Source organism: Undibacterium hunanense, assembly GCF_014284335.1.
Classification (GTDB): Bacteria; Pseudomonadota; Gammaproteobacteria; order Burkholderiales; family Burkholderiaceae_D; genus Undibacterium; species Undibacterium hunanense.
Genome location: NZ_JACOGF010000013.1, coordinates 1 through 22,536, shown reverse-complemented (window position 1 = coordinate 22,536; position 22,536 = coordinate 1). Strand labels below are relative to the sequence as shown.

Genomic DNA, 22,536 nt, shown 5'->3' with positions numbered 1-22,536 from the left:
AGAACTCATTTCATAAATAGGAGCGAGATGCGTTTGCCTCATAACGTGGGCTGGCAAGGCGGACGAGGCAGTCAATAGTGGGCCTATTGACAACGAGTCCAACGCAGTCCAGCACGCGTTATGAGGCAAACCCTTCGGGAACTGACGATTTGGGCGTATTGCAGCGTTGTGCCGCTTGCTAAGGCACCAGCCTTAGCTGCGCGTCACGCCTTGCACTACATCCCAAATCGTCTTGTTCGCACTCACTCCTATTTATGAAATGAGTTCTAAGCAATTTACTCACTTTTGACTTCGCTTTGCGTATTAACTGGCGCAACGACATTGCAGGCACCAGTGAGCCGCTTCATTTTCAGTAGACGCCGTATAATATCGAACAGACAAGCTGTGACTGTGCAGCCACATTAATCCGGATGCGTAGAACTCATTTCATAAATAGGGGTGAGTTTTAATAAAAACACATCAATCAAATCGATAAAAACATGAAATTAGTTACGTGGAATGTTAACTCCCTGAAGGTCAGGCTGCCGCAAGTCTTGCAGTGGCTGGAAACCAATCCTGTCGATGTCCTGTGCATACAGGAAACCAAACTGACGGATGACAAATTCCCGCAGGCAGAGATAGAAGCCGCTGGTTACCATGTGGTCTTTACCGGGCAAAAAACCTACAACGGCGTGGCAATTGTATCGAAGCATCCGATCACAGATGTGCAGAAAAACAATCCGCAATTTGAAGATGAACAGCAACGCATCATTGCTGCCACCATAGAAGGCATACGCATCATTTGCGCCTATGTGCCAAATGGCCAGGCACTGGATTCCGACAAGTTCCAGTACAAATTGAAATGGCTGGCGGCGCTGGAAAACTGGGTCAGGGATGAAATGACACGCCACCCAAAACTGGCCTTGCTGGGCGACTACAATATCGCCCCGGAAGACCGCGATGTGCATGACCCTGCCGCCTGGGAAGGCATGAACCTGGTGTCACCGCAAGAAAGAACTGCCCTGAAAAACCTGATCGCCCTGGGTCTGACAGATAGCTTCCGGCAGTTTGAACAGGCAGAAAAATCATTCAGCTGGTGGGATTACCGCGCTCTGGGTTTCCGCCTGAATAAAGGTGTACGCATAGACCACATCCTGTTGTCAGCGGAGCTGGCAAAACAATGCACCGCCTGCGTCATCGACCGCGTGCCACGCAAGTGGGAGCAACCATCGGATCATGCGCCGGTGATTGCCACCCTACAATTATCAAATTAATCGTTGTGGTATGTACTTGCAAGCAGCCTTCCAAGCAACGTAACTAAATCTCAGTTTCTCTAAATATCAAAAGATTGAACTAACCGTATATTTTGCAGAAAACATAGAAGGATACACCTTTGCCAGTATTGCAAAGGTGTAAAAGCGATAGAGTAATTTCGCCATTTTATGCTTGGCAAATCTTAAAAAAACACATCTATTGGCTTCCTATTGCAGTCTAATAACTTACCTGCTTATTAAAAGCTGATCAACAGTATTTTTCCCAAAAATAGGCGAATTTTTTTGACTCAATCAATTTTTGTTTTTCCGCTTCACTAATTCTATCTTTTCCTTGTTTTAAATCCTCAACCATTATGTGAAAAATTTCTATTTCAAAACCCACAAATTTGGTCACTTCAGCAGCATTGAGTTCAGGCTCTTTGCCTGCGACCAAACCCATCCCATCCACAAAAGCAAACTGCTTACCGGATGCGATGAAACGCTTAAATCCCACATACGCACCATAGCTATTTTTTGAATTTAACTCTCCACAAAGTATTCCGATCTTTAAAACCTCATTTCGAAACTGTGTTGATTGCGGGTCTTTCAATTTAGATGCGACGAACTCTCTAGCCTGCTTTTGTTCAACTGGTGTACATGCACAGAATAAGAAAGCCAGGAAAATGGAAAGGTATTTTTTTTGCATAAATTCCTTTATTACATTAATTTATTAAATAGATCATTACACAAATAAAAACTAACGGATAGTGATCTTATTACTCTAATCAGGAATTGGTAAAAACAATGTAAGCATCAAGAGGATTACGACATATGACAATGCCTCTACGCAAACCCGTCAGTCCGACACCAGCGGCATCAAACACACAGGTGCTGGTGTTTTTCATTTGCAGGCTTTAGACTTTACATTTCTCCGGGGACAAGAAAAATGCGGATACTGAGCACTGAAAGATTGAATCTAAGAATCATCACCACTGGTGATGCAGGCTTTTATCTGGCGCTGATCAACGACCCGGCCTTCATTGCGAATATTCACGACAAGGGTATACGCACGCTGGGAGCGGCGACTGAATCCATCATCAATGGCCCGCTGGTCAGTCAGGCAAAAAATGGTTTCAGTCTGTATGTGGTTGAACGCAAGGACGATGCGCAGCCCATGGGGCTATGCGGCCTGGTGAAACGCGAGACTCTGAAAAATATAGACATCGGCTATGCTTTCCTGCCGCAGTATCTGGGTCAGGGTTATGCCAGAGAAGCCGCCAGGGCAACTGTCGAGTATGCGCGCAGCCATTTGCAGTTACCCAAGCTGGCGGCCATCACTTCACCGACAAATGACAGTTCCAACAAATTACTGCAAAGCCTGGGCTTTGTACTGGAAGCGGTAGTGGTACTGGATGGTGAAACCAGAAACACCAACCTGTATGGGTATGAATTTGCTGGCAGGAACTGATTCCCTGGGCAGGAATCAGTTACAGGCTGCAAAGCAGTACTACAGAAAACGGTCCAGAATTTTGCGACTATGCCGGTCTATTTCAAACATGTCGCGTATCAAAAACTGTATGCCGTGATTATCGGTAATCAGTAAAGATGCCCTGCCGATACGGCGGATGTCTTCATCGCCTTTCAGGACAAATTCTGTCTCACCCCTGTCGGTGCTGACTTTCCAGGTACAGGGCAAGGCAAAGCTGGTGACACTGTCTATGCGGCTGATTTCGGGCATGAATTCGCGCCCTTCCAGCTCTTCCAGTACCAGTATCCTTGATTCTTCCGACAAGTCATCCAGTTGATCTATCCAGGCGACCTCGCGGCCATCGGTCAGTACCATGGAGATGCTGATCAATGGCGACTGGATAGGAAACGCCCTGACCGGGCTGACGCCTTCAAAGACTTCACCGGCTTCATTGGTCAGAATGAGTTTGCCAAACGCATTGCGGCTGAGTTCAAATTTTGTGGTGCTCATGTGTTCAATCCTCCGCCAGCTCTGCCACGTTTTCTGCGGCATTCCGGGCCTGTGCCTGATACAGATTGTAGTAGGCCCCTTCTTTCGCCATCAACTCATCATGGCTGCCCACTTCCACTACCTGGCCACGGTCCAGTACGACCAGACAGTCTGCCTTGTGCAGTGTTGATAAGCGGTGGGCGATGGCGATGGTGGTACGGCCTTGCACCAGATTGTCCAGCGCCTTTTGGATTTCTTTTTCTGTCTGTGAATCGACAGAAGACGTGGCTTCATCCATGATCAAAATACGCGGATCGATCAACAAGGCACGAGCGATGGAAATGCGCTGACGTTCGCCACCCGACAAGCCCTGACCACGCTCACCCACCATGGAATCATAACCCTGTGGCAAACGCAGTATGAATTCATGGGCATGGGCAGCACGCGCTGCGGCAATGATTTCGTCGCGGGTCGCATCTGGCTTGCCGTAGGCGATATTTTCGGCGATGGTGCCAAAGAACAGGAAGGGTTCCTGCAATACCAGGCCAATGTTGCTGCGGTAGTCGGATACGGCAAACGAGCGTATGTCGACACCATCCAGTAAAATCGCGCCTTCTGATACATCATAGAAACGGCAGATCAAATTCACCAACGTACTTTTGCCGGAACCGCTATGTCCTACCAGACCAATCATTTCACCCGGCCTGATGTTCAGATTGATGCCACGGTTCACCGCCCGGTTACCGTAACGGAAACCGACTTCACGCAATTCTATCTGGCCCTTGACTTCTTTTACCTTCACCGGATTTTGCGGATCTGGCACGCTGGATACATGGTCAAGAATATCGAAAATACGCTTGGCAGCCGATGCCGATTTCTGGGTGACAGAAACGATGCGGCTCATGGAATCGATACGGCCATAGAAATTGCTGATGAAAGCAACCGCAGCCACCAGAGAACCGACAGTAATATCACCTTTTGAAATTTGCCAGATACCAAAACCCCAGACCACCAGAATGCCAAGATCAGTCAGAAACGACACGGTAGGTGAAAACAGTGACCAGACCTTGTTAAGCTTGTCGTTGACCGCCAGATTATGTTTGTTGGCTTCACGGAAACGACCTGCTTCACGCTTCTCTTGTGCAAAGGCCTTGACCACACGTATACCCGGAATGGTGTCGGCCAGGACATTAGTCACCTCGCCCCATACCCTGTCTATCTTTTCAAAGCCGGTACGCAATTTGTCACGCACCAGATGGATCATCCAGGCAATAAATGGCAGCGGCAGCAAGGTCACCAGAGCCAGCTTGGTATTAATCTGCAACAGAAAAGCCGCAGTCATGATGAACATCAGCACGTCAGTCGCGAAGTCAAGCAAGTGCAGCGACAGATAAACGCAAATGCGGTCACTTTCACTACCTATGCGTGACATCAGGTCACCGGTGCGTTTACCGCCAAAATATTCCAGCGACAATTTCAGCAAATGTTCATAGGTGGCGGTACGCAAATCTGCGCCTATGCGCTCTGACACCAGTGCCAGGATATAAGTCTTGCCCCAGCTCAGCAGCCATGCAATAACGGCAGAACCAAGCAAACCACCGATGTAAAACACCACCAGTTTAGGATCAACATGCGCACCGTTTTGATAAGGAATCAGCACCTCATCCGTTAACGGCTTGGTCAGGTAACGCGGGATCATGTGCGCCGCCGTACCCAGCAACATCAGCGTAAAGCCGATGAACAGCTGCAGGCGATAAGGATGAGCGAAGCGCCAAAGACGCAACAGCGTCCAGGTGGACGGCGGTGTATAGATCACCTTGGTGCAAACCGGGCATTCTTCCTGATCTGGTTCCAGCACGGCCTTGCAGCTAGGGCAGATATTTTGCTCTGCGCGGACTACCGGCATACCCGTGATATGGCTTTGCAACTGTTCTCTGAATTGATCCAGCAAGCGTATTGCATGCAGGTTCTGGCCCAGGGTAAAACGCCAGTTGGCCAGCAAACCCTGCTCATCGGTCAATTCCAGATGACCGACACCGGCATGGTCATGATGACTTAATTGCAATCCTTGGCGAAATTCCCATGACTGCCAGTCAGTGGAGCCGGATAATTTTGTCAGCAAACGGCGATCGGTCAGGACAAGCATGCCTTTGCGAAAGCGAAGTTTGCTGTCGAGGTCAACCTCAAGGGTACTTAAAACGTTTTCGCCTTGTGCGATCTGCTTGCTCAATTCGGCTTGCCAACTCGCAGGTAGCGACAGAACAGGCTGCCCGGGATTGAATTGTGTTGTGGTCATCGTGAAACGAACTCCGGCTCAAGAGCTGGTCCTGAACAAAATCAGGACATATTTTTTAGCAAAAGGGATAACTTGGTTTCCGTTTCAGGCATAAGCCATGTCACGGAAGCAGCAATTTACGGTATTCTATCGAAAGAAAAATAATCAGATCAATCTGATCAAGAGGATGAACTGCTTTTGCGCTGGCGCGCAAGTATATCAGCAAGCGTGCCTTTCCAATTCGCTTTCACTACGATATACAACGCGTCATTATGACTTTGGCAAGACTTTCTTCTATAGGGAAAAGCAGTTCATTCAGGGAAACGAAGAAAAGCTCTAAAATTGGACTCAGACAACATGTTCCGGCAAGCTGTGGCAAGTTACAGCAAGGCCTAGTGGCAGTTTTATGCAAGTCCTGCAAAAAATGACAAGATCTGGTCTGTATAACCAGGCTTATAAAAGTTTACATACATGACAACAAACAAGAAAGACATCCGCATTCTTAGCGCAACGCACTTGCGTGGCCCGAATATCTGGACTTACCGCCCTGTGATAGAAGCAGTGCTGGATATTGGTGCGCTGGAAGAGTTTCCATCGAATAAGATCCCCGGCCTCTACGAACGCCTGACTGCCTGGTTGCCAGGCATCATAGAACATCGCTGCGGTGTCGGTGAGCGTGGCGGATTTCTTGAGCGTCTGCGTGAAGGCACCTGGTCGGGTCATATCCTTGAACATGTGGTGCTGGAATTGCAAAACCTGGCAGGCATGCGCACGGGTTTTGGCCAGACCCGCTCTACCAATGTGACCGGTGTCTACAAAATGGCATTCCGCACCCGTGAAGAACAGGTTGGCCGTGCTGCACTGGAAACAGGACGTGATCTGCTGATGGCTGCGATAGAAGACCGCCCATTTGATGTACAAACCAAAGTAAGCGAGTTGCGTGAGCTGGTCGATGACCGTTGCCTGGGCCCGAGTACCGCCAGCATCGTCGATGCCGCGACTGAACGCCGCATTCCTTCCATACGCCTGACCGACGGCAACCTGGTGCAACTGGGCCATGGTGCTGCCCAGCGCCGCATCTGGACAGCAGAAACAGATCGCACCGGTGCAATTGCCGAAAGCATCGCCAGCGACAAGGACCTGACCAAGACCCTGCTGCAATCCTGCGGCGTGCCGGTGCCTGAAGGTTCACTGGTACGCAGTGCCGAAGAAGCCTGGGAAGAAGCACAGGATATCGGCCTGCCGGTCGTCATCAAACCCTATGACGGCAACCATGGCCGTGGTGTTTCATTAAACCTGATGAGCAAGGAAGACGTGTTTGCTGCCTATGAACTGGCAGCCCGCAAGGGTGAAAGCAAGAGCGTCATCGTCGAGCGTTTTGTCACTGGTGACGAACATCGCGTGCTGGTCGTTGGCAACCAGGTGGTCGCCGTTGGCAAAGGTGAATCGCTGTGGGTGACCGGCGATGGTACGTCGAATATCACTGCCCTGGTCGACAGCCAGATCAACACTGATCCGCGCCGTGGCACTACCGAAGATTGTCCGCTGAATGCGCTGGACCCTGCTGCTGGTGCAGAAATCATACTGGAATTAAAACGTCAGGGCATGGATGCCAATTCCATCCCGCTGGCCGGACAAAAAGTCCTGATACAGCCCAACGGTAACGTCGCACTGGATGTCACCGACCAGATACATCCCGATATTGCCTATGCAGCGACACTCGCAGCCCGCATCATCGGCCTGGATATTGCCGGCGTTGATCTGGTTGCTGAAGATATTTCGCGCCCCATGTTAGAACAAGGTGCCGCGATTATCGAAGTCAACGCCAGCCCCGGCCTGCTGGCCCACATCAAACCGGCGAATGGCGAAGGCCGTCCGGTTGGCAAGGCCATCATCAATCATTTGTTTGCCCCGGATGAAACCGGCCGCATCAGCATTGTCGGTGTCGCCGGTACCAAAGGCTGCAGCCTGATCGCCCGTCTGATCGGTGCACTGATCCATATCAGCGGCAAGGAAACCGGTGTTGCCTGCGCCCAGGGTCTGTACCTGAACAAGCGCCTGGTCACCGACGGCAACTGCGCCAACTGGGAAGCTGGCCAGCGTTTGCTTATCAACCGCTCGGTACAGGCTGCCGTGTTTGAAACCAATGCCAAAACCATACTGACGGATGGCCTGGCCTATGACAAATGCGCCGTTGGTGTCGTAACCGACCTCGAAGGTTATGCCGATCTGGCAGCCCACTACATAGACAGCCCGGACCAGATGCGCAAGATCATCCGCACCCAGGTTGATGTCATCCTGCCGGACGGCGTGGCGGTATTGAATGCAGCTGACCCGGCAGTGGTGGATCTGGCAGAACTGTGTGATGGCAAGGTGATTTATTACGGCCTGGACCCGACACTGGAAGCCATCGTCAACCATCGTGCACTGGGTGAACGCGTGGTGTTTTTGCGTGATCAGCATATTGTTTTGGCCGATGGTGAAAACGAATCTGCCCTGCTGTCACTGAGCGCGCTGAAACCTGCCAAGGTCGCGCAACTGGACAGCGTACTGGCAGCAGTTGCTGCAGCCTGGGCTTTGAACATCACGCCAGAATTGATAGGCGCAGGACTGAGGACATTTGATTCCAGCCAGAAACCTGCTTACTGAGTGTCTGAGTGTACTGAGTGACGTGTCAGTGAATGCCGCATCTGGTGGGCATTAAAAACACTGACACAACACTGACACAAATAATTATTTACGTATTTTTTTAGAATTTGCTGCTTATTTGCTATTCCTCTGACACTGTGATCCCCGGCTTATAAAAAGCCGGCATGCAGAAATGCAGCGCACTGTCATTTAAAGCCTTTTTCAACAGGACTAAGTTTTATGGAAGTATCACGCATCCGTGCCCTGCGCGGTCCAAATCTCTGGAGCCACCACACGGCCGTAGAAGCGATTGTTACCTGCACCCAGGAAGAACTGTCAATTGCTGGCCTGAACGGATTTGAAGACCGTTTGCGTGCCTTGTTCCCTGAATTGAGCATCTTGCAGCCGACTGGTCATGATGACGCCATCCCCATGGCCCATGTATTTGAACTGACCGCCCTCGGCCTGCAGGCAGAAGCCGGTTGCCCTGTTACATTCAGCCGTACCACGCAAACGCTGGAAGCGGGTGTATTTCAGGTAGTGGTTGAATACAGCGAAGAAGCAGTAGGCCGCCTTGCAGTCGAACTGGCAGACAAACTCATACAGGCCGCATTGAAGCACGAAGCCTTTGACCTGACCGCTGCCCTTGACCAGTTGCGTGAACTGGATGAAGACGTGCGTCTGGGCCCATCAACCGGCTCCATCGTGAATGCGGCCGTGGCCCGTAATATTCCATATCGCCGCCTGACCGATGGCAGCCTGGTCGCCTTTGGCTGGGGCAGCCGTCAACGCAAGATACAGGCCGCCGAAATGGATGGCACCAGCGCGATTGCCGAAGCCATTGCCCAGGACAAGGAACTGACCAAGAAATTGCTGCATGCAGCCGGTGTACCCGTGCCGCTGGGGCGTTCGGTATCCGACCCCGACGATGCCTGGGCAGCAGCTTTGGAAATTGGCCTGCCAGTAGTCGTCAAACCCAAGGACGGCAATCAGGGCAAAGGGGTAACCGTCAACGTCACCACCCGTGAACAACTGGATGCAGGTTTTCATGCCGCCAGCGAATTCCGTGATGACATCCTGGTTGAACGCTTTTTGCCCGGTAATGATTTCCGCCTGCTGGTGGTCGGCAACAAGCTGGTTGCTGCCGCCCGCCGCGACCCACCGCAAGTGGTGGGTGACGGCAAGAAAACCGTCCGGGAACTGGTTGATCAGGTCAATAAAGACCCACGTCGCGGCAGTGGTCATTCCACTTCCCTGACAAAAATTCGTTTCGATGATATTGCCCTTGCCAGCCTGGCTAAACAGGGCTTTGAAGCTGATTCCATCCCACCCAAAGGCCAGCGCGTTGTCTTGCGCAACAATGCCAACCTGTCGACAGGTGGTGCCGCTACCGATGTCACCGATGATGTGCACCCCGAAGTCGCTGCACGTGCCGTGGCTGCTGCACACATGGTTGGCCTTGATATCTGCGGTGTTGATCTGGTCTGCGACAGTGTATTGAAACCCATAGAATTGCAAAACGGCGGCATCGTCGAAGTCAATGCTGCACCTGGCCTGCGCATGCATCTGTCGCCCTCCTTTGGCAAGGGACGTCAGGTGGGCGAAGCCATTATTGCCTCCATGTTTGATGACAATGATGACGGACGAATTCCGATTATTGCCGTCACCGGCACCAACGGCAAAACCACCACCGTACGCCTGATCGCCCACCTGCTGACCGCCAGCGGTTTGCGTACCGGCATGACGAATACCGATGGCGTCTACGTGGCAGGCCGCCAGATAGACAGTGGTGATTGCAGCGGCCCGCGCAGCGCCCGCAATGTATTGTCACACCCTGATGTTGATGCTGCCGTCTTTGAAACCGCCCGTGGCGGTGTCCTGCGCGAAGGTCTGGCGTATGACCGTTGTCAGGTGGCGGTGGTCACCAATATCGGTTCTGGTGACCATCTGGGCCTGAACTACATTACTACCGTTGAAGATCTGGCTGTGCTGAAGCGCGTCATCGTGCAAAACGTGGCTGACAATGGTTACGCGGTGTTGAATGCGGCGGACCCGATTGTCGCCAACATGGCATCCAACTGCCCTTCTCCCGTTATCTTCTTTGCGGCCGATCACCAGCATCCTGTGATGTCTGCCCATCGTGCCCAGGGCAGGCGTGCCGTGTATGTTGAAAATGGTCACCTGGTGGCGGCAGAAGGCAAAATGCGCCACAACATCCCCTTGTCCGATATTCCCATCACCCGCAATGGCAGCATAGGCTTCCAGGTGGAAAACGTGATGGCATCGGTGGCCGCCGCCTGGGCCATCAATATCAGTTGGGACAGCATACGCGCCGGCCTGAAAACATTTGCGAATGAAGCCGACAATGCACCGGGTCGTTTTAATGTCTTCAATTTCCGTGGTGCGACCCTGATTGCCGATTATGGCCATAATCCGGACGCGATTCTGGCCCTGGTACGTGCGGTAGAAACCATGCCCGCCAAGCGCCGTTCTGTCGTCATCAGCGGTGCCGGTGACCGTCGTGATCAGGACATCCGTCAGCAAACCGAAATCCTCGGTGAATCATTCGATGATGTGGTCCTGTACCAGGATCAATGTCAGCGCGGCCGTGCCGACGGTGAAGTCATCGCCCTCTTGCGTGAAGGCCTGGGCAATGCCAGCAAAACCTCACGCGTTGATGAAATCACCGGTGAATTCATCGCCATTGATCTGGCCATGGACCGACTGGAAGCGGGCGACCTCTGCCTGATCCTCATCGATCAGGTAGAAGAAGCCCTGGCGCATATTGCGAAACGTGTTGCGGCTGGATAAATCTCGATAATGCACCAATAAAAAATGCCGGGCTTAATAAAAAGCCCGGCATTTTTTATTCTTGAAACCCAAGATCAATACGCCATGAATCAACATCTAAATCAACACCCCAATAAGCGCCCTAAATAAGGAAACCGCTGCTGCCGTTCTTGCTATTGCGCAAACCAGCCAACGGCATATGCTTGTCGTTGACGATCTCGCCGTCCAGCATCAGTGACGTGTAGCGCAGGCAGCAAACCCGCAGGAAAGATGAAAAATTGTCGATCTGCCCGCGATAAGCCATCAATTCATCATATAGCTTGGTAATGAGTTGATTGATATTCATGCCATCGCGCTCCGCGATTTCCTGCAAGACTTGCCAGAACAGTTTTTCAAGCCGTATCGAAGTAACGACACCATGCAGGCGTATCGAACGAGCCTTGGATTCGTACAGGGCCGGATCGGCTTTTACAAAGATTTCACACATCATCCCTCCCGCATAACATCAAGTAGGTCTATTTGATGATTATACGTCAATGCCTGATTTACAATTTGATTTCCGTACCCAGCAATTGCAGGAACTGCCCTATCCATGCAGGGTGTGCAGGCCAGGCTGGTGCAGTGACAAAATTCTTGTCAGTCACGGCAATATTGGCGTAATGACCGCCTGCCGCTTCAACTTCTGGCTGGCACGCCGGATAGGCTGAACACTTGATGCCTTCCAGCACTTTGGCGGCTGCCAGAATCTGCGCGCCGTGGCATACCGCTGCAATGGGTTTGTTTGCCTGCGCAAAATGCTGGACGATGGCGATCACTTGCGGATTCAGGCGCAGATATTCAGGTGCACGCCCACCCGGTATCAACAGGGCATCGTACTCTTGCGCCTGGACACTGGCAAAGTCATGCGTAATGGTGAAGCGGTGGCCTGGCTTTTCTGTATAAGTCTGCTGGCCTTCAAAATCATGAATGGCAGTGGCAACATAATCCCCCGGCTTTTTATCCGGACAGACTGCGTGTACCGCATGCCCAACTGCCAGCAGGCTTTGAAAAGGCACCATGGCCTCGTAATCTTCCACAAAATCACCCACCAGCATAAGAATTTTTTTGGCAGCCATGATGTCTCCTGATTTATGTATAAATGGAAACTGATTGTTGAGCAAATTCTGCGCAAGGTGGTAATGACTGGTTACTACATTGGACAAAAATATTGCCTTTCAACATCAGGGCAATCTGCCTCTTTGCCAGCAAGCAAAGCTAGGACGGTTTTGCAGTGGATCAATTTGTTGCTCCAGACACACTTAAGGGTGAATTAAGCTGCGAATGCGCAGATAACGTTACATAATTGTCTTATCTGACATAATTGTTCTGGCTATCTACAGGAGATGACAAGAACTCGTATAAAATTCATCATGTATTAAGAGCAAGCGCCTCAAAATGAAGTTCAGCACAGCACCACTCGTATGGAGACAAAATGGCGGAAGCGGGATTATTGTATAAGAATCAGGTAATGCTGCTCACACAGACCTTTTTCATCAAGGACAATAGAAACGAATTATTACTGGGCGCGCACAAATACGATTTCGACATCCTGTTTTTTGACCAGATGAGTGATTTCGTCATGGCAGTGCAAAGTTCCGAGAGTAATAATCTGTTTGTGATTGACCTCGATGTGCTTTACAACATGCAGGACGACATGCAGCATAATCGTCGGCAAACCATGTTCCTGAGTGATTTGCTGCAACGCCTGCCTGCCGACAAAAATTACATCTATCTGCAAACGGTGCGTCAGGGTGAACGCTTCCTGCTGCAACAAAAACTGGTCGACAGCAACTGCCAGGCCTATGCAGAAAAACCGATCACCAACGATGTGCTGGTCGACAAACTGTTCAATATTTTTGCCCAGAATAAGCGCGGTGAATCGAATACCGTTGTCTATCTTGGCGACAAGCCCATGCTGGATGTCGATTTACTGGCCGCCAACCAGATAGAGCTATTGCACTATCAGGATGGTCGTTCACTGCATGTGCGCGTCAAGGAAGTACAACCGGATGTGGTGCTCATAGAAGAAGCCCAGTACCTGCAGACCGAAGCACTGGTGCGCGTGCTGAAGAAAAACATAGAATTTGACCCTGGCCGCGAAATCATCCTGCTGCAAAACAGCCTGAACCCTGCCCTCGCCCGCCGTGCGCTGGACAGCGGTTTCGATGAAATCCTGACACCCAATGATGCCGATGTCCTGACCCGTCAGTTACTGAACCGCATCAATAAAATCCGCGCCAGCAAAGACCTGATCAGCCGTGACCGTGCCACCGGCCTGCTGAACAAGGTGGGCCTGCAAAAGAAAGCCCAGGAATGGATACGCCGCGCCACCCGGGAAGACAAACCGCTGGCCTATGGCATCATCGATATCGATAAATTCAAAACCATCAATGACACCTGGGGCCATTATTTTGGCGACATCGTCATTAAACGCCTGTCTTTGGTGTTGTCGGCACAACTGGGCGAGCGCGACCTGTTAAGCCGCTTTGGTGGCGAAGAATTTGTCGTCGTGTTCTGGGACAGTACGCTGGAACAGGGCAAGCAAAAGCTGGATGCCATGCGCGAGGCCTTTGGCAAAATTGCTTTTGAAGTCAAACTCCGTGAACATAAAAACTTCAGCTTCAGTGGCGGTGTCGCTGACTTCCCCGCCTGCAAGACCGAGAATGAAATGTTTTTGCGGGCAGATGCAATGCTCTATCTGGCCAAGCAAGGCGGGCGGAATCAGGTCTGTATTTCGGGTAAATGAATTTCAGGTAAATAATATTGGAACTCAGTCCTATTGATAAACTGAGTTCTGCTTACCTGCTCCGCGACGCCTCTATCTTGCCAAGCAGCCACTGCAATCCCGCCAAGTGCTGCTGATCATGGCTGCATAAATAATGAATCAGGCTGCGCAAAGTCAACGGCCCATAGCCTTCAAATTCGGCAGTACGGTTCAACTGCGCATCATGCAAATCACGGATGATGCCCATGGTTTTTAATCTGGCAGCCCGGAATGAAGCAAACACCTCAGCCACGTCCTGGCCGGCATAATCACGTTCTTTGGCCAGCGGTTCGCTATCAATGGATGCCAGCAAGGGATGGTGTTCATTCAGCGTACGTTCAAAACGCAGGTGATAGCCTTCTATTTCGATATCCCTGATGTGACAGACTTGCTCAATGGCGGTAAACGGCTCGCTGGGCACACCATCCCAGGATGCAGGTGCCCAATGCTGAAAACCTTGCGGGATAAGTGAATAATGTGCTTCCAGCTGCTGCGGGAAGCTTGCAAGTGCATCCAGGGTAAGGGTATTCATAGTCATCATTTATTTAACGCCAACAGATTCAAGTGAGTCATGCCCACCTGCCCCAAACAACTGCTGTTTGACATGGGCAAGCTGATCCCTTACCTGCGCTGCTTTTTCAAATTCCAGATTTTTCGCATGATCCAGCATGAGTTTTTCCAGGCGCTTGATTTCGCGGCTGATCTGTTTCTCACTCATGACCTCATAACGCGCCTGCTCTTGCGCCACGGCCAGTTCTTCCCGCGCTTCTTGTGGATTGTAGACGCCGTCGATGATGTCCTTGATCTGTTTGCGTATGCCAACCGGGGTAATATTATTGGCCAGGTTGAAGGCCAGTTGCTTGTTGCGACGGCGTTCAGTTTCGCCTATGGCGCGCCGCATGGAATCTGTCATCTTGTCGGCATACAAGATAGCCTTGCCGTGCAAATTACGCGCTGCGCGGCCTATGGTCTGGATCAGGCTGCGTTCAGAACGCAGGAAGCCTTCCTTGTCCGCATCCAGTATCGCCACCAGAGACACTTCAGGAATATCCAGCCCCTCGCGCAACAGGTTGATACCGACCAGCACATCAAACGTACCCAGACGCAGATCACGGATAATCTCTACCCGTTCAACCGTATCGATATCGCTATGCAGGTAACGTACCTTGATGCCGTTTTCACCCAGGAATTCGGTCAACTGTTCTGACATGCGCTTGGTCAGGGTCGTGACCAGTACACGTTCCTCTTTTTTTACACGTTCGATAATCTGGTTCATCAGATCATCGACCTGGGTCAGGGCTGGCCGTACTTCGATTTCCGGATCCACCAGGCCAGTAGGCCTGACCACCTGCTCTACCGTCTGATCAGAATGCTTGTCTTCATAATCACCCGGCGTGGCCGAAACAAATACGGTCTGGCGTAATTTGCTTTCGAATTCGGCAAACTTCAGCGGACGATTATCCAACGCCGACGGCAAGCGGAAGCCATAATCCACCAGATTGGTTTTGCGCGCCCTGTCGCCGTTGTACATGCCATTCAACTGACCGGTCAGTACATGTGACTCATCCAGGAACATCAGGGCATCTGCCGGCAGATAATCCACCAGGGTTGGTGGCGGATCACCGGCCTTGGCACCGCTCAGATGACGCGAATAATTTTCAATGCCCTTGGTGAAGCCGATCTCGGCCATCATTTCCAGGTCAAAACGGGTACGCTGTTCTATGCGCTGCTCTTCTATGAGTTTGTTTTCACGCCGGAAGAAATCCAGACGCTCACGCAATTCTTCCTTGATGGTGTCGATGGCACGCAAGACAGTTTCGCGCGGTGTCACATAATGCGAGCTGGGGTAGACCGTGAAACGCGGTATCTTTTGCTTGATGCGCCCGGTCAGCGGGTCAAACAATTGCAGATTTTCGATTTCATCATCGAACATTTCCACACGCACGGCCATTTCAGCATGTTCGGCTGGGAAAATGTCGATCGTATCACCACGCACACGGAAAGTACCACGCCCAAAATCGACTTCATTGCGCTTGTACTGCATCTGTATCAGGCGGGCGATGACATCACGCTGGCTGACCTTGTCCTTGGCGCGCAGGGTCAGAATCATCTTGTGGTATTCGCTGGGGTTACCGATACCATAGATGGCCGAGACAGTTGCCACGATGATTACATCACGCCTTTCCATCAACGATTTGGTACAGGACAGACGCATCTGTTCTATATGTTCATTGATGGCAGAATCTTTCTCAATAAACAAGTCGCGCTGCGGAACATACGCTTCTGGTTGATAGTAATCGTAATAACTGACAAAATACTCTACCGCATTGCGTGGAAAGAATTCCCTGAACTCACTGTACAACTGTGCCGCCAGGGTTTTATTAGGTGCAAAAATAATCGCCGGCCTGCCGGTTCTGGCGATGACATTCGCCATCGTATAGGTCTTACCCGACCCCGTCACCCCCAGCAGTGTCTGAAAAAACAAACCGTCACTGATTCCCTCTACCAGTTGCGCAATCGCCGCTGGCTGATCCCCGGCTGGCTGAAACATTTGGTACAGCTGATAGGGTGAATCTGGAAAACTGATAAATTTTGCTTCGTCCAGCTGTTCTGACAAAGCGACTGAATTGACTGGTGCTACCGCCATGATGCTATTACCTTTGCTAAAATAGGTGGCTGTACTATGCAATCTGCCTGATTCCAACCTTTACTGTCGGCAACGACAACTCTTTCAATATTATCACGATGACCGCTCCTGCTTCTTCCCCCCTGTTTTCTGCCATAGAAATGGCCCCCCGCGACCCTATCCTGGGCATCACCGAAGCCTTCAATGCTGACCAGAACGCCACCAAGGTCAACCTGGGCGTAGGTGTATATTATGACGACAATGGCAAAGTGCCATTGCTGGAATGCGTCAAAAAAGCGGAAGCTATTTTGATGGAAAAATTCTCTCCACGCACTTACCTGCCTATCGAAGGCCTGGCGGCCTATGACAAGGCAGTGCAGGAACTGGTATTTGGCGCAGACAGCGATGTCGTCAGGGAAAAACGGGCGATTACCGCACAAGCCATCGGTGGCACAGGTGCCCTGAAGCTGGGTGCTGATTTCCTGCAACGTTTCAGCCCGACTTCTGAAGTCTGGATCAGCGATCCAAGCTGGGAAAATCACCGTGCCCTGTTTGAATCGGCTGGTTTCAAGGTCAATTCTTACCCGTATTACGATGCAAGCACCCGTGGCGTTAATTTCGTCGGCATGCTGGATGCACTGAAATCCATGCCTGAAGGCTCTATCGTCCTGTTGCACGCCTGCTGCCACAACCCTACCGGTGCCGACCTGACTGATGATCAATGGACACAAGTGATTGAAGTCGTCAGCACACGCAATTTGGTTCCTTTCCTCGATATGGCTTACCAGGGCTTTGGTGACGGCATCGAAGCGGATGGCAAGGTCGTACGCCGCTTTGCAGAGGCTGGCGGTGCCCTGTTTGTATCCAACTCCTTCTCCAAGTCTTTTTCACTGTATGGCGAACGTGTAGGCGCCCTGAGCATTGCCGCATCCAGCGCCGAAGAAGCTGCACGCATCATGTCACAATTGAAACGCGTGATCCGTACCAACTACTCCAACCCGCCTACCCATGGTGGGCAGGTCGTGGCAACTGTGCTGGCAACACCAGAACTGCGTCAGTTGTGGGAAGAAGAACTGGCAGGCATGCGTGTACGCATACGCGAAATGCGCACTGCCTTCGTCAGCAAGCTCAAGGACAAGGCACCGGGCCACAACTTTGATTTCGTCATCCAGCAACGCGGCATGTTCTCGTATTCGGGCCTGACAAAAGAACAGGTTGGCCAGCTGCGCGACAAGAACTCCATCTATGCCGTTGATACAGGACGCATCTGCGTTGCTGCCCTCAACAGCAAAAATATAGACAATGTCATAGCAGCGATTACTCAGGTTTTGTAATTCGATTTGGCCAGAGTGTTGACAAACACGGGTCCGACGAATATAATCTTTGTCTCTGTTCCCTGATAGCTCAGTCGGTAGAGCGACGGACTGTTAATCCGCAGGTCCCTGGTTCGAGTCCAGGTCGGGGAGCCACAGAATTTGAAGTAAGTAGTGAACTTAATAAAAAATCACTACAAAAAAGTTTAACGAAGATGATCAAATCTTCTATTCCCTGATAGCTCAGTTGGTAGAGCGACGGACTGTTAATCCGCAGGTCCCTGGTTCGAGTCCAGGTCGGGGAGCCAAATTTAGGAAAGAGTTACTTGCCCAGGCCAGTAACTCTTTTTTTTCCGCCCTTTTTTCGTTCTTTTTCCGCCATGCTCCATGGCACAGTCAGTCTGTCAGAATTCAAAGCTTTGTTTTTTATGTACGCGGCGTAAAATCAAACAGGCAATTCAGATATGGCGGCTGCTACAAATTTACCGGTTAAAGTACATCTCCGGCCCCCAAAAATTGTACAAGCCTCCCCTCTCTTCCAGTCAGCATTCAAAAGCAAGCTCGCAAAAATCCCTCTGCTTCAACAGATACTCTTTAGTTTAGCCATCATCATTTTCTGAGCAGATACTTCCCGTGCATGGATTGCAATCCGTTCGCTTGCCTGCTACATTGCTGCGGCCCATTTTCCCCTTCCGGCTACTAAAGCTGAACGCGAAGCAGGCGCATCTTTCTCCATAAAGAAAAACGGCCCGGTCAACAATCTGACCGGGCCGTTCTTTTTCCAAACACACTCATTCCAAGGCTATTCTGCTCGTATCATCAGATACGCTTAAGCGGATATAACCAGCAGCAATGGCACCGTCAATACGCCCTGGCTACCCGGTAACAATGCCCTCTTATGCAATCAGATTGCCAGTAGTGATGGTACCAATCGTTCCCGTCAATTGTACAAAGAAGTCAGTATTGTCAAACTGGCTGGTATCTGTACCGGTGTTCTGGAACAGATAAGTACCGGCTGCTGTACCTGTTTGTATGGTGATCAGGTAAGCCTGGCTTGCCTGGTTCAAAACGACGGCAAGACCTGCAGCGATGGTGGTCTGGTAATTGCCCGTGTCGGCATTACCAATGATGAAGGAACCCACAATCGACGCATTGACGCCAGTCTTGAAGTAGTCAGTGCCTGTGGAGTTGAAGTTACCCACGATGTCGACCTGTGTCCTGTTCGACATATTGGCACCGGTTTCTATCAGCGTTTCAGAACCAGCACCGGAGAACTGCAGGTTGATGGTATCCACCGCCGCACCACCTGTGATGGTCGTGGAAGAGGAGCTGGAACCCAGCAGGTTCAGGGTCTGGCCGCCACTACCCATGATAATGGTGTTGTCGCCTGTGCTCTTCGTATAGTTCAAGGTCACGCCCGCACCATCCTGGTTGGTGATGCTGGTTGTACCTGTACTGCCCGCCACGCTGATGATTTCTATGCCGGCGATCTTGGTGCTGAAGTCCAGATTCTGGACGCTGGTGGTGCCAACATTGAGAACGTCAATACCATTGCCGCCATCAATGGTGGTCAGGAAGTTGGCGATCTGGTTGGCCGTGAAATTGAAGACATCCGTACCGGTACCGCCAATAACACTGACAGCCACGTTGGCTGAAGTGAAGTTGTTAGTGCCGTTGGCGAGGTTGTACTTTTCTACGGTACTAAAGGCTGTGACCGTACCAGCGGTTGTCAGGTTAATGGTCTCGGTTCCTGATGCATTGACGGTGCCGGTAAATTGCGCCATCTGCGCTGCTGTCATGGTGATGTTGGCATTATTGACCACGGTCAGGTTTTCAAAACCTGTGACGGTGGCATTGCTGATATCTGGTATGGACGAGAAGAACGCCAGGCTGTCTGTACCAGTATTACCAGCAGTATAAGTGCCGAGGATGGTCACGCCATTCAAGGCCAGGCTGTTATTGCCGCCACCCAATGCCGCTGTGCTGGAAACCGTGCCGTTGATCGTGATATTGTCGTTACCACTACCACCAGTGTAGTCAACACCCGCCGTAGCGGAGTTCATGTTGACGGTATTGGTACCGGTGGCACTGCCTTTGACGGTCGCCGTACTTGTCAGGGCATTGGCTGTCCAGGTAAAGCCACCGAGGGTAATGCCGCTGGCATCGACATTAATCAGCGAGGTGCTGGTGGCTGGCATGGTCAGGCCTGCATTGCCGCTGACATAGATGTTCTTGACCGAGTTACCGAGTATGGTCAGCGTGTCATTGAAAAGACCTGTAGGCGTGGCCTGGCCGTCAACGGTGGTGATATTGAAAGTCTCGACGCCGGATGCCGTAATGCCAGTGGTGGCAAAGGCAACGGCAGTAGTACTGGCATCTGTCAGTACCAGGTTGACGATATCGTTGACACCACCGGTAAATGCCGGATTGGAAAAGGTCATTGCGGTACTGGAACCCGTCAGTGTCACGGTACTATTACTGGCCAGGTTGCTCAAGGTCAGCCCGTTAGCACCTGCGCCCAGAGTAATGTCGGTGTAGTTACCCAGGGTTTGTACGTCTACGGTCTGGGTGGTGCCACTGGTCAGACGCAATTTTTCGAAACCTGTCACATTGCCGGCGAAAGTACCCGAGCCGGAGGCAACAGCAGCATAGGCTGCCGACAGCACGATGGTGTCGGTACCCAGGCCACCATTGATCACGATAGGCAGCAAGGCAGTATTAGGGATGAAGGTGTCGTTGCCTGAGCCACCGTTGATGGTGGTGAAGCCCGCAGAAGTATTGTAGGTGATGGTATTGGTACCATTAGCCAGGTTCAATACCTTGAGATTGCTGAGTGTGCCGCCAGTCGAGCCATTGTTGATGCTGACTGTGCCTGCCGTAGTCAGGGTCAGTATATCGGTGTCCGCAGCATTACCAGCGATGGTAGTACCATTGAGGCCAGGGATGGTGGACATGAAGATGTCGTTGGTACTCGCCGTACCGTTGTAAGTACCGCCTGTTGTGACTGAAACCGCATTGGCAATGCCAAAATCCGTGGCAAAGATAGTACCTGTTGTGCCACCCAGTTTGACGATGAAATCGCTGGCATCAACTGTCCCGACACTGCCGCCAATATTCTGGAAGGCATAAATGCCTGCCGCGGTACCGCTGTTCACGGTGATGGTATAAGCCTGACCTGTATTTGCCAGGCTCGCACCCGCTGCAGTTGCTGCTGTAGCGATGGCTGCTGCCAGACTGCTGCTGTCGGCATTGGCAATAGTCAGATTAAACAATGAAGTTGGCAAAACACCGGTAGCAAAAATGTCGGCACCTGCTGCCTTGAAATTATTGACCGTATCAATAGCAGCGATGTTTGAGCCAACCGCAATGACATCCGCACCAGTTGCAGTGGTAGACAAATTGATGATATCCGCACCAGAACCGCCAGTGATGGTCGTGCGCCCTGTGCCTGTACCCAGGATATTCAGGGTCTGACCGCCTGAGCCAAGGGTGATGTTGTTGATGTCGTTAGCAGCAGACTTGGTGTAGTTCAGAGTTACACCTGCGCCATTCTCATTTGTCACGGTCCAGGTTGGCGTCGTACCACCAGTGACGTTAATGACCTCTACACCACTGACTTTGGCAGACAGGTCGAGAGCCGCTGTCACAGCACCGACATTGAGAGTATCCGTCCCCGCACCACCATTGATGGTTGCAGCAGCAGCGATGATGGCTGAGCTCGCAGTGATGGTGTCATTACCCGTGCCACCCGTTACAGAAACCAGACCGCTTGCTGCGGTGAAGGTGTTGCCGCCATTTGCCAGTACATAATTTTCTACATTGCTATTACCAGTAATACTGCCGGTAGTCGTGATGTTGACTGTTTCTGTGCCTGCGGCCGTGAAGGTGGTAAAGCCGGCAAACTGTGCCGCTGTCATGGTGACAGACGCGTTATTGTTGATATTGACGGCTTCAAAACCACTGACATTGGCCGCGCTGATATTGCTGCCATTGAACAGATACAAGGTATCAGATGTGCCCGAACCAGCCACAAAGGTGCCGGTATAGGTTTTGCCTTCCATGACCAGGGTATTGGTGCCAGCCCCCAGATTGACATTGCCAGCCAGCATGGAGTTGCCACTATTCGCCAGATCAACATAATCACTGCCTGAGCCGCCATTGATGGTGGTAATGCCAGAATTCGCTACTGAGAAGAAAACAACATTGGCAGCGGTACTGTCCATCGTCAGTGTCTTGATATTGGTGATGGTATTACCACTACCAATATTCACCGTACCACCGCCAGAGATGGTGATAGTGTCAGAGTCACCGTTGTTACCGTTGACGGTAGTGCCAACCAGCGACGCGACACTGCCGGTGAAATTTTCATTCAGACCGGCTTTGCCGTTGAATGTGCCACCCGCAGTCAACGCGGTGGAATTGGAAGCCTGGCCACCGCCATTCGTCGGGCTCGTACCTATCGTGCCTGCAATCGCGGCACCGCTGCCAGATACCGTTACAGTACCGGAAGTCGTCGTGTTATTGATACCACCACCGGTCGCATTGGAAGCTGATGTCACGTCATAGACCAATACGCCACCAGTGATGGATATATAGGACAGATCAATATTATTCACACCCGCCACATCATCAACGATAGTCAGTTGATGCGGACCGGCACCAGCGAAAGTCAGCACAGGGCCGGACAGGTTCAATGCAGCACGTGCAGCGATCAGGGCTGCATACTGGCTAGCTGTAATGACCACGGCTGAATTAGAGGTAATGTTTTCAATACCGGACAGTTGTGCACCAGCCAGGTTGATCGCACCGTAAGTGACCAGTGTATCGTTACCGTTACCCAGGTTGATGGTGTCTGTCACTACACGGGCCACTGCTGTTGCTGTGGATTGTGCATTGAGGTTCACACCGTTTT

At 51.4% G+C, this 22,536-nt stretch carries 14 protein-coding genes and 2 tRNA genes; 8 read left to right on the top strand and 8 right to left on the bottom strand.

Annotation, left to right across the window (positions count from 1 at the left end; genetic code table 11):
* Window positions 1-479: 479 nt before the first annotated feature.
* A complete protein-coding gene (gene xth / locus H8L32_RS21290) occupies window positions 480-1,253 on the top strand; it encodes an exodeoxyribonuclease III (RefSeq protein ID WP_186949282.1) in 774 nt (257 codons plus the stop codon).
* 247 nt (window positions 1,254-1,500) lie between these two features.
* On the opposite strand, the gene H8L32_RS21285 is transcribed toward xth, so the two are convergent.
* Window positions 1,501-1,938 (bottom strand): hypothetical protein, encoded by a 438-nt coding sequence (locus H8L32_RS21285; RefSeq protein ID WP_186949281.1) that lies wholly within the window; start codon window positions 1,936-1,938, stop codon window positions 1,501-1,503.
* A 264-nt stretch (window positions 1,939-2,202) separates the two neighbouring features.
* On the opposite strand from H8L32_RS21285, the gene H8L32_RS21280 reads away from it, so the two are divergent.
* Window positions 2,203-2,700, top strand: a complete 498-nt coding sequence (locus H8L32_RS21280; RefSeq protein ID WP_186949280.1) for a GNAT family N-acetyltransferase — start codon at window positions 2,203-2,205, stop codon at window positions 2,698-2,700.
* Between the two features lie 39 nt (window positions 2,701-2,739).
* Here H8L32_RS21280 and H8L32_RS21275 read toward each other — a convergent pair whose 3' ends face one another.
* Window positions 2,740-3,210 (bottom strand): cyanophycin metabolism-associated DUF1854 family protein, encoded by a 471-nt coding sequence (locus H8L32_RS21275; RefSeq protein ID WP_186949279.1) that lies wholly within the window; start codon window positions 3,208-3,210, stop codon window positions 2,740-2,742.
* 4 nt (window positions 3,211-3,214) lie between these two features.
* Window positions 3,215-5,485 carry a cyanophycin metabolism-associated ABC transporter gene (locus H8L32_RS21270; RefSeq protein ID WP_186949278.1) on the bottom strand — a complete coding sequence of 757 codons (2,271 nt, stop codon included), beginning with the start codon at window positions 5,483-5,485 and terminating at the stop codon, window positions 3,215-3,217.
* 450 nt (window positions 5,486-5,935) lie between these two features.
* On the opposite strand from H8L32_RS21270, the gene H8L32_RS21265 reads away from it, so the two are divergent.
* Window positions 5,936-8,113, top strand: a complete 2,178-nt coding sequence (locus tag H8L32_RS21265; RefSeq protein WP_186949277.1) for a cyanophycin synthetase — start codon at window positions 5,936-5,938, stop codon at window positions 8,111-8,113.
* A 219-nt stretch (window positions 8,114-8,332) separates the two neighbouring features.
* Window positions 8,333-10,903, top strand: a complete 2,571-nt coding sequence (gene cphA, locus H8L32_RS21260; RefSeq protein WP_186949276.1) for a cyanophycin synthetase — start codon at window positions 8,333-8,335, stop codon at window positions 10,901-10,903.
* A gap of 121 nt (window positions 10,904-11,024) precedes the next feature.
* Here cphA and H8L32_RS21255 read toward each other — a convergent pair whose 3' ends face one another.
* Both H8L32_RS21255 and H8L32_RS21250 read right to left on the bottom strand, forming a co-directional pair.
* Window positions 11,025-11,369, bottom strand: coding sequence for a ribbon-helix-helix domain-containing protein (locus H8L32_RS21255; protein ID WP_186949275.1), 345 nt, complete (start codon window positions 11,367-11,369; stop codon window positions 11,025-11,027).
* 58 nt (window positions 11,370-11,427) lie between these two features.
* Window positions 11,428-11,997, bottom strand: coding sequence for a DJ-1/PfpI family protein (locus tag H8L32_RS21250; RefSeq protein ID WP_186949274.1), 570 nt, complete (start codon window positions 11,995-11,997; stop codon window positions 11,428-11,430).
* 392 nt (window positions 11,998-12,389) lie between these two features.
* Between H8L32_RS21250 and H8L32_RS21245 the strand changes: the two genes are divergently transcribed.
* Window positions 12,390-13,667: a GGDEF domain-containing protein gene (locus tag H8L32_RS21245; protein WP_230412346.1), complete on the top strand. Its 1,278-nt coding sequence runs from the start codon at window positions 12,390-12,392 to the stop codon at window positions 13,665-13,667.
* A gap of 52 nt (window positions 13,668-13,719) precedes the next feature.
* On the opposite strand, the gene H8L32_RS21240 is transcribed toward H8L32_RS21245, so the two are convergent.
* Together H8L32_RS21240 and uvrB are read right to left on the bottom strand one after the other, a co-directional pair.
* Window positions 13,720-14,217, bottom strand: coding sequence for a DinB family protein (locus tag H8L32_RS21240; RefSeq protein ID WP_186949272.1), 498 nt, complete (start codon window positions 14,215-14,217; stop codon window positions 13,720-13,722).
* A 9-nt stretch (window positions 14,218-14,226) separates the two neighbouring features.
* The gene (gene uvrB / locus H8L32_RS21235; protein ID WP_186949271.1) at window positions 14,227-16,332 is read right to left on the bottom strand and encodes an excinuclease ABC subunit UvrB; all 2,106 of its coding nucleotides are present in this window, start codon (window positions 16,330-16,332) and stop codon (window positions 14,227-14,229) included.
* Between the two features lie 98 nt (window positions 16,333-16,430).
* Here uvrB and H8L32_RS21230 point away from each other — a divergent pair, with 98 nt between their 5' ends.
* The 3 genes from H8L32_RS21230 (at window position 16,431) to H8L32_RS21220 (ending at window position 17,932) form a co-directional block, all read left to right on the top strand.
* Window positions 16,431-17,645, top strand: coding sequence for an amino acid aminotransferase (locus H8L32_RS21230; RefSeq protein ID WP_186949270.1), 1,215 nt, complete (start codon window positions 16,431-16,433; stop codon window positions 17,643-17,645).
* 59 nt (window positions 17,646-17,704) lie between these two features.
* Window positions 17,705-17,780: transfer RNA gene (locus tag H8L32_RS21225), tRNA-Asn, on the top strand.
* 76 nt (window positions 17,781-17,856) lie between these two features.
* Window positions 17,857-17,932, top strand: a tRNA-Asn gene (locus H8L32_RS21220).
* Between the two features lie 588 nt (window positions 17,933-18,520).
* Here H8L32_RS21220 and H8L32_RS21215 read toward each other — a convergent pair.
* Window positions 18,521-22,536 (bottom strand): beta strand repeat-containing protein (locus tag H8L32_RS21215; protein WP_186949269.1); only part of this gene is annotated, 4,016 nt, incomplete at its 5' end.

What these genes read in the sequence shown, in the direction of transcription:
- xth (WP_186949282.1), top strand. Translation starts at nt 480, where the DNA reads ATGAAATTAGTTACGTGGAATGTTAACTCCCTGAAGGTCAGGCTGCCG.
- H8L32_RS21285 (WP_186949281.1), bottom strand. Translation starts at nt 1,938, where the DNA reads ATGCAAAAAAAATACCTTTCCATTTTCCTGGCTTTCTTATTCTGTGCA.
- H8L32_RS21275 (WP_186949279.1), bottom strand. Translation starts at nt 3,210, where the DNA reads ATGAGCACCACAAAATTTGAACTCAGCCGCAATGCGTTTGGCAAACTC.
- H8L32_RS21270 (WP_186949278.1), bottom strand. Translation starts at nt 5,485, where the DNA reads ATGACCACAACACAATTCAATCCCGGGCAGCCTGTTCTGTCGCTACCT.
- H8L32_RS21265 (WP_186949277.1), top strand. Translation starts at nt 5,936, where the DNA reads ATGACAACAAACAAGAAAGACATCCGCATTCTTAGCGCAACGCACTTG.
- cphA (WP_186949276.1), top strand. Translation starts at nt 8,333, where the DNA reads ATGGAAGTATCACGCATCCGTGCCCTGCGCGGTCCAAATCTCTGGAGC.
- H8L32_RS21255 (WP_186949275.1), bottom strand. Translation starts at nt 11,369, where the DNA reads ATGTGTGAAATCTTTGTAAAAGCCGATCCGGCCCTGTACGAATCCAAG.
- H8L32_RS21250 (WP_186949274.1), bottom strand. Translation starts at nt 11,997, where the DNA reads ATGGCTGCCAAAAAAATTCTTATGCTGGTGGGTGATTTTGTGGAAGAT.
- H8L32_RS21245 (WP_230412346.1), top strand. Translation starts at nt 12,390, where the DNA reads ATGCTGCTCACACAGACCTTTTTCATCAAGGACAATAGAAACGAATTA.
- H8L32_RS21240 (WP_186949272.1), bottom strand. Translation starts at nt 14,217, where the DNA reads ATGAATACCCTTACCCTGGATGCACTTGCAAGCTTCCCGCAGCAGCTG.
- uvrB (WP_186949271.1), bottom strand. Translation starts at nt 16,332, where the DNA reads ATGGCGGTAGCACCAGTCAATTCAGTCGCTTTGTCAGAACAGCTGGAC.
- H8L32_RS21230 (WP_186949270.1), top strand. Translation starts at nt 16,431, where the DNA reads ATGACCGCTCCTGCTTCTTCCCCCCTGTTTTCTGCCATAGAAATGGCC.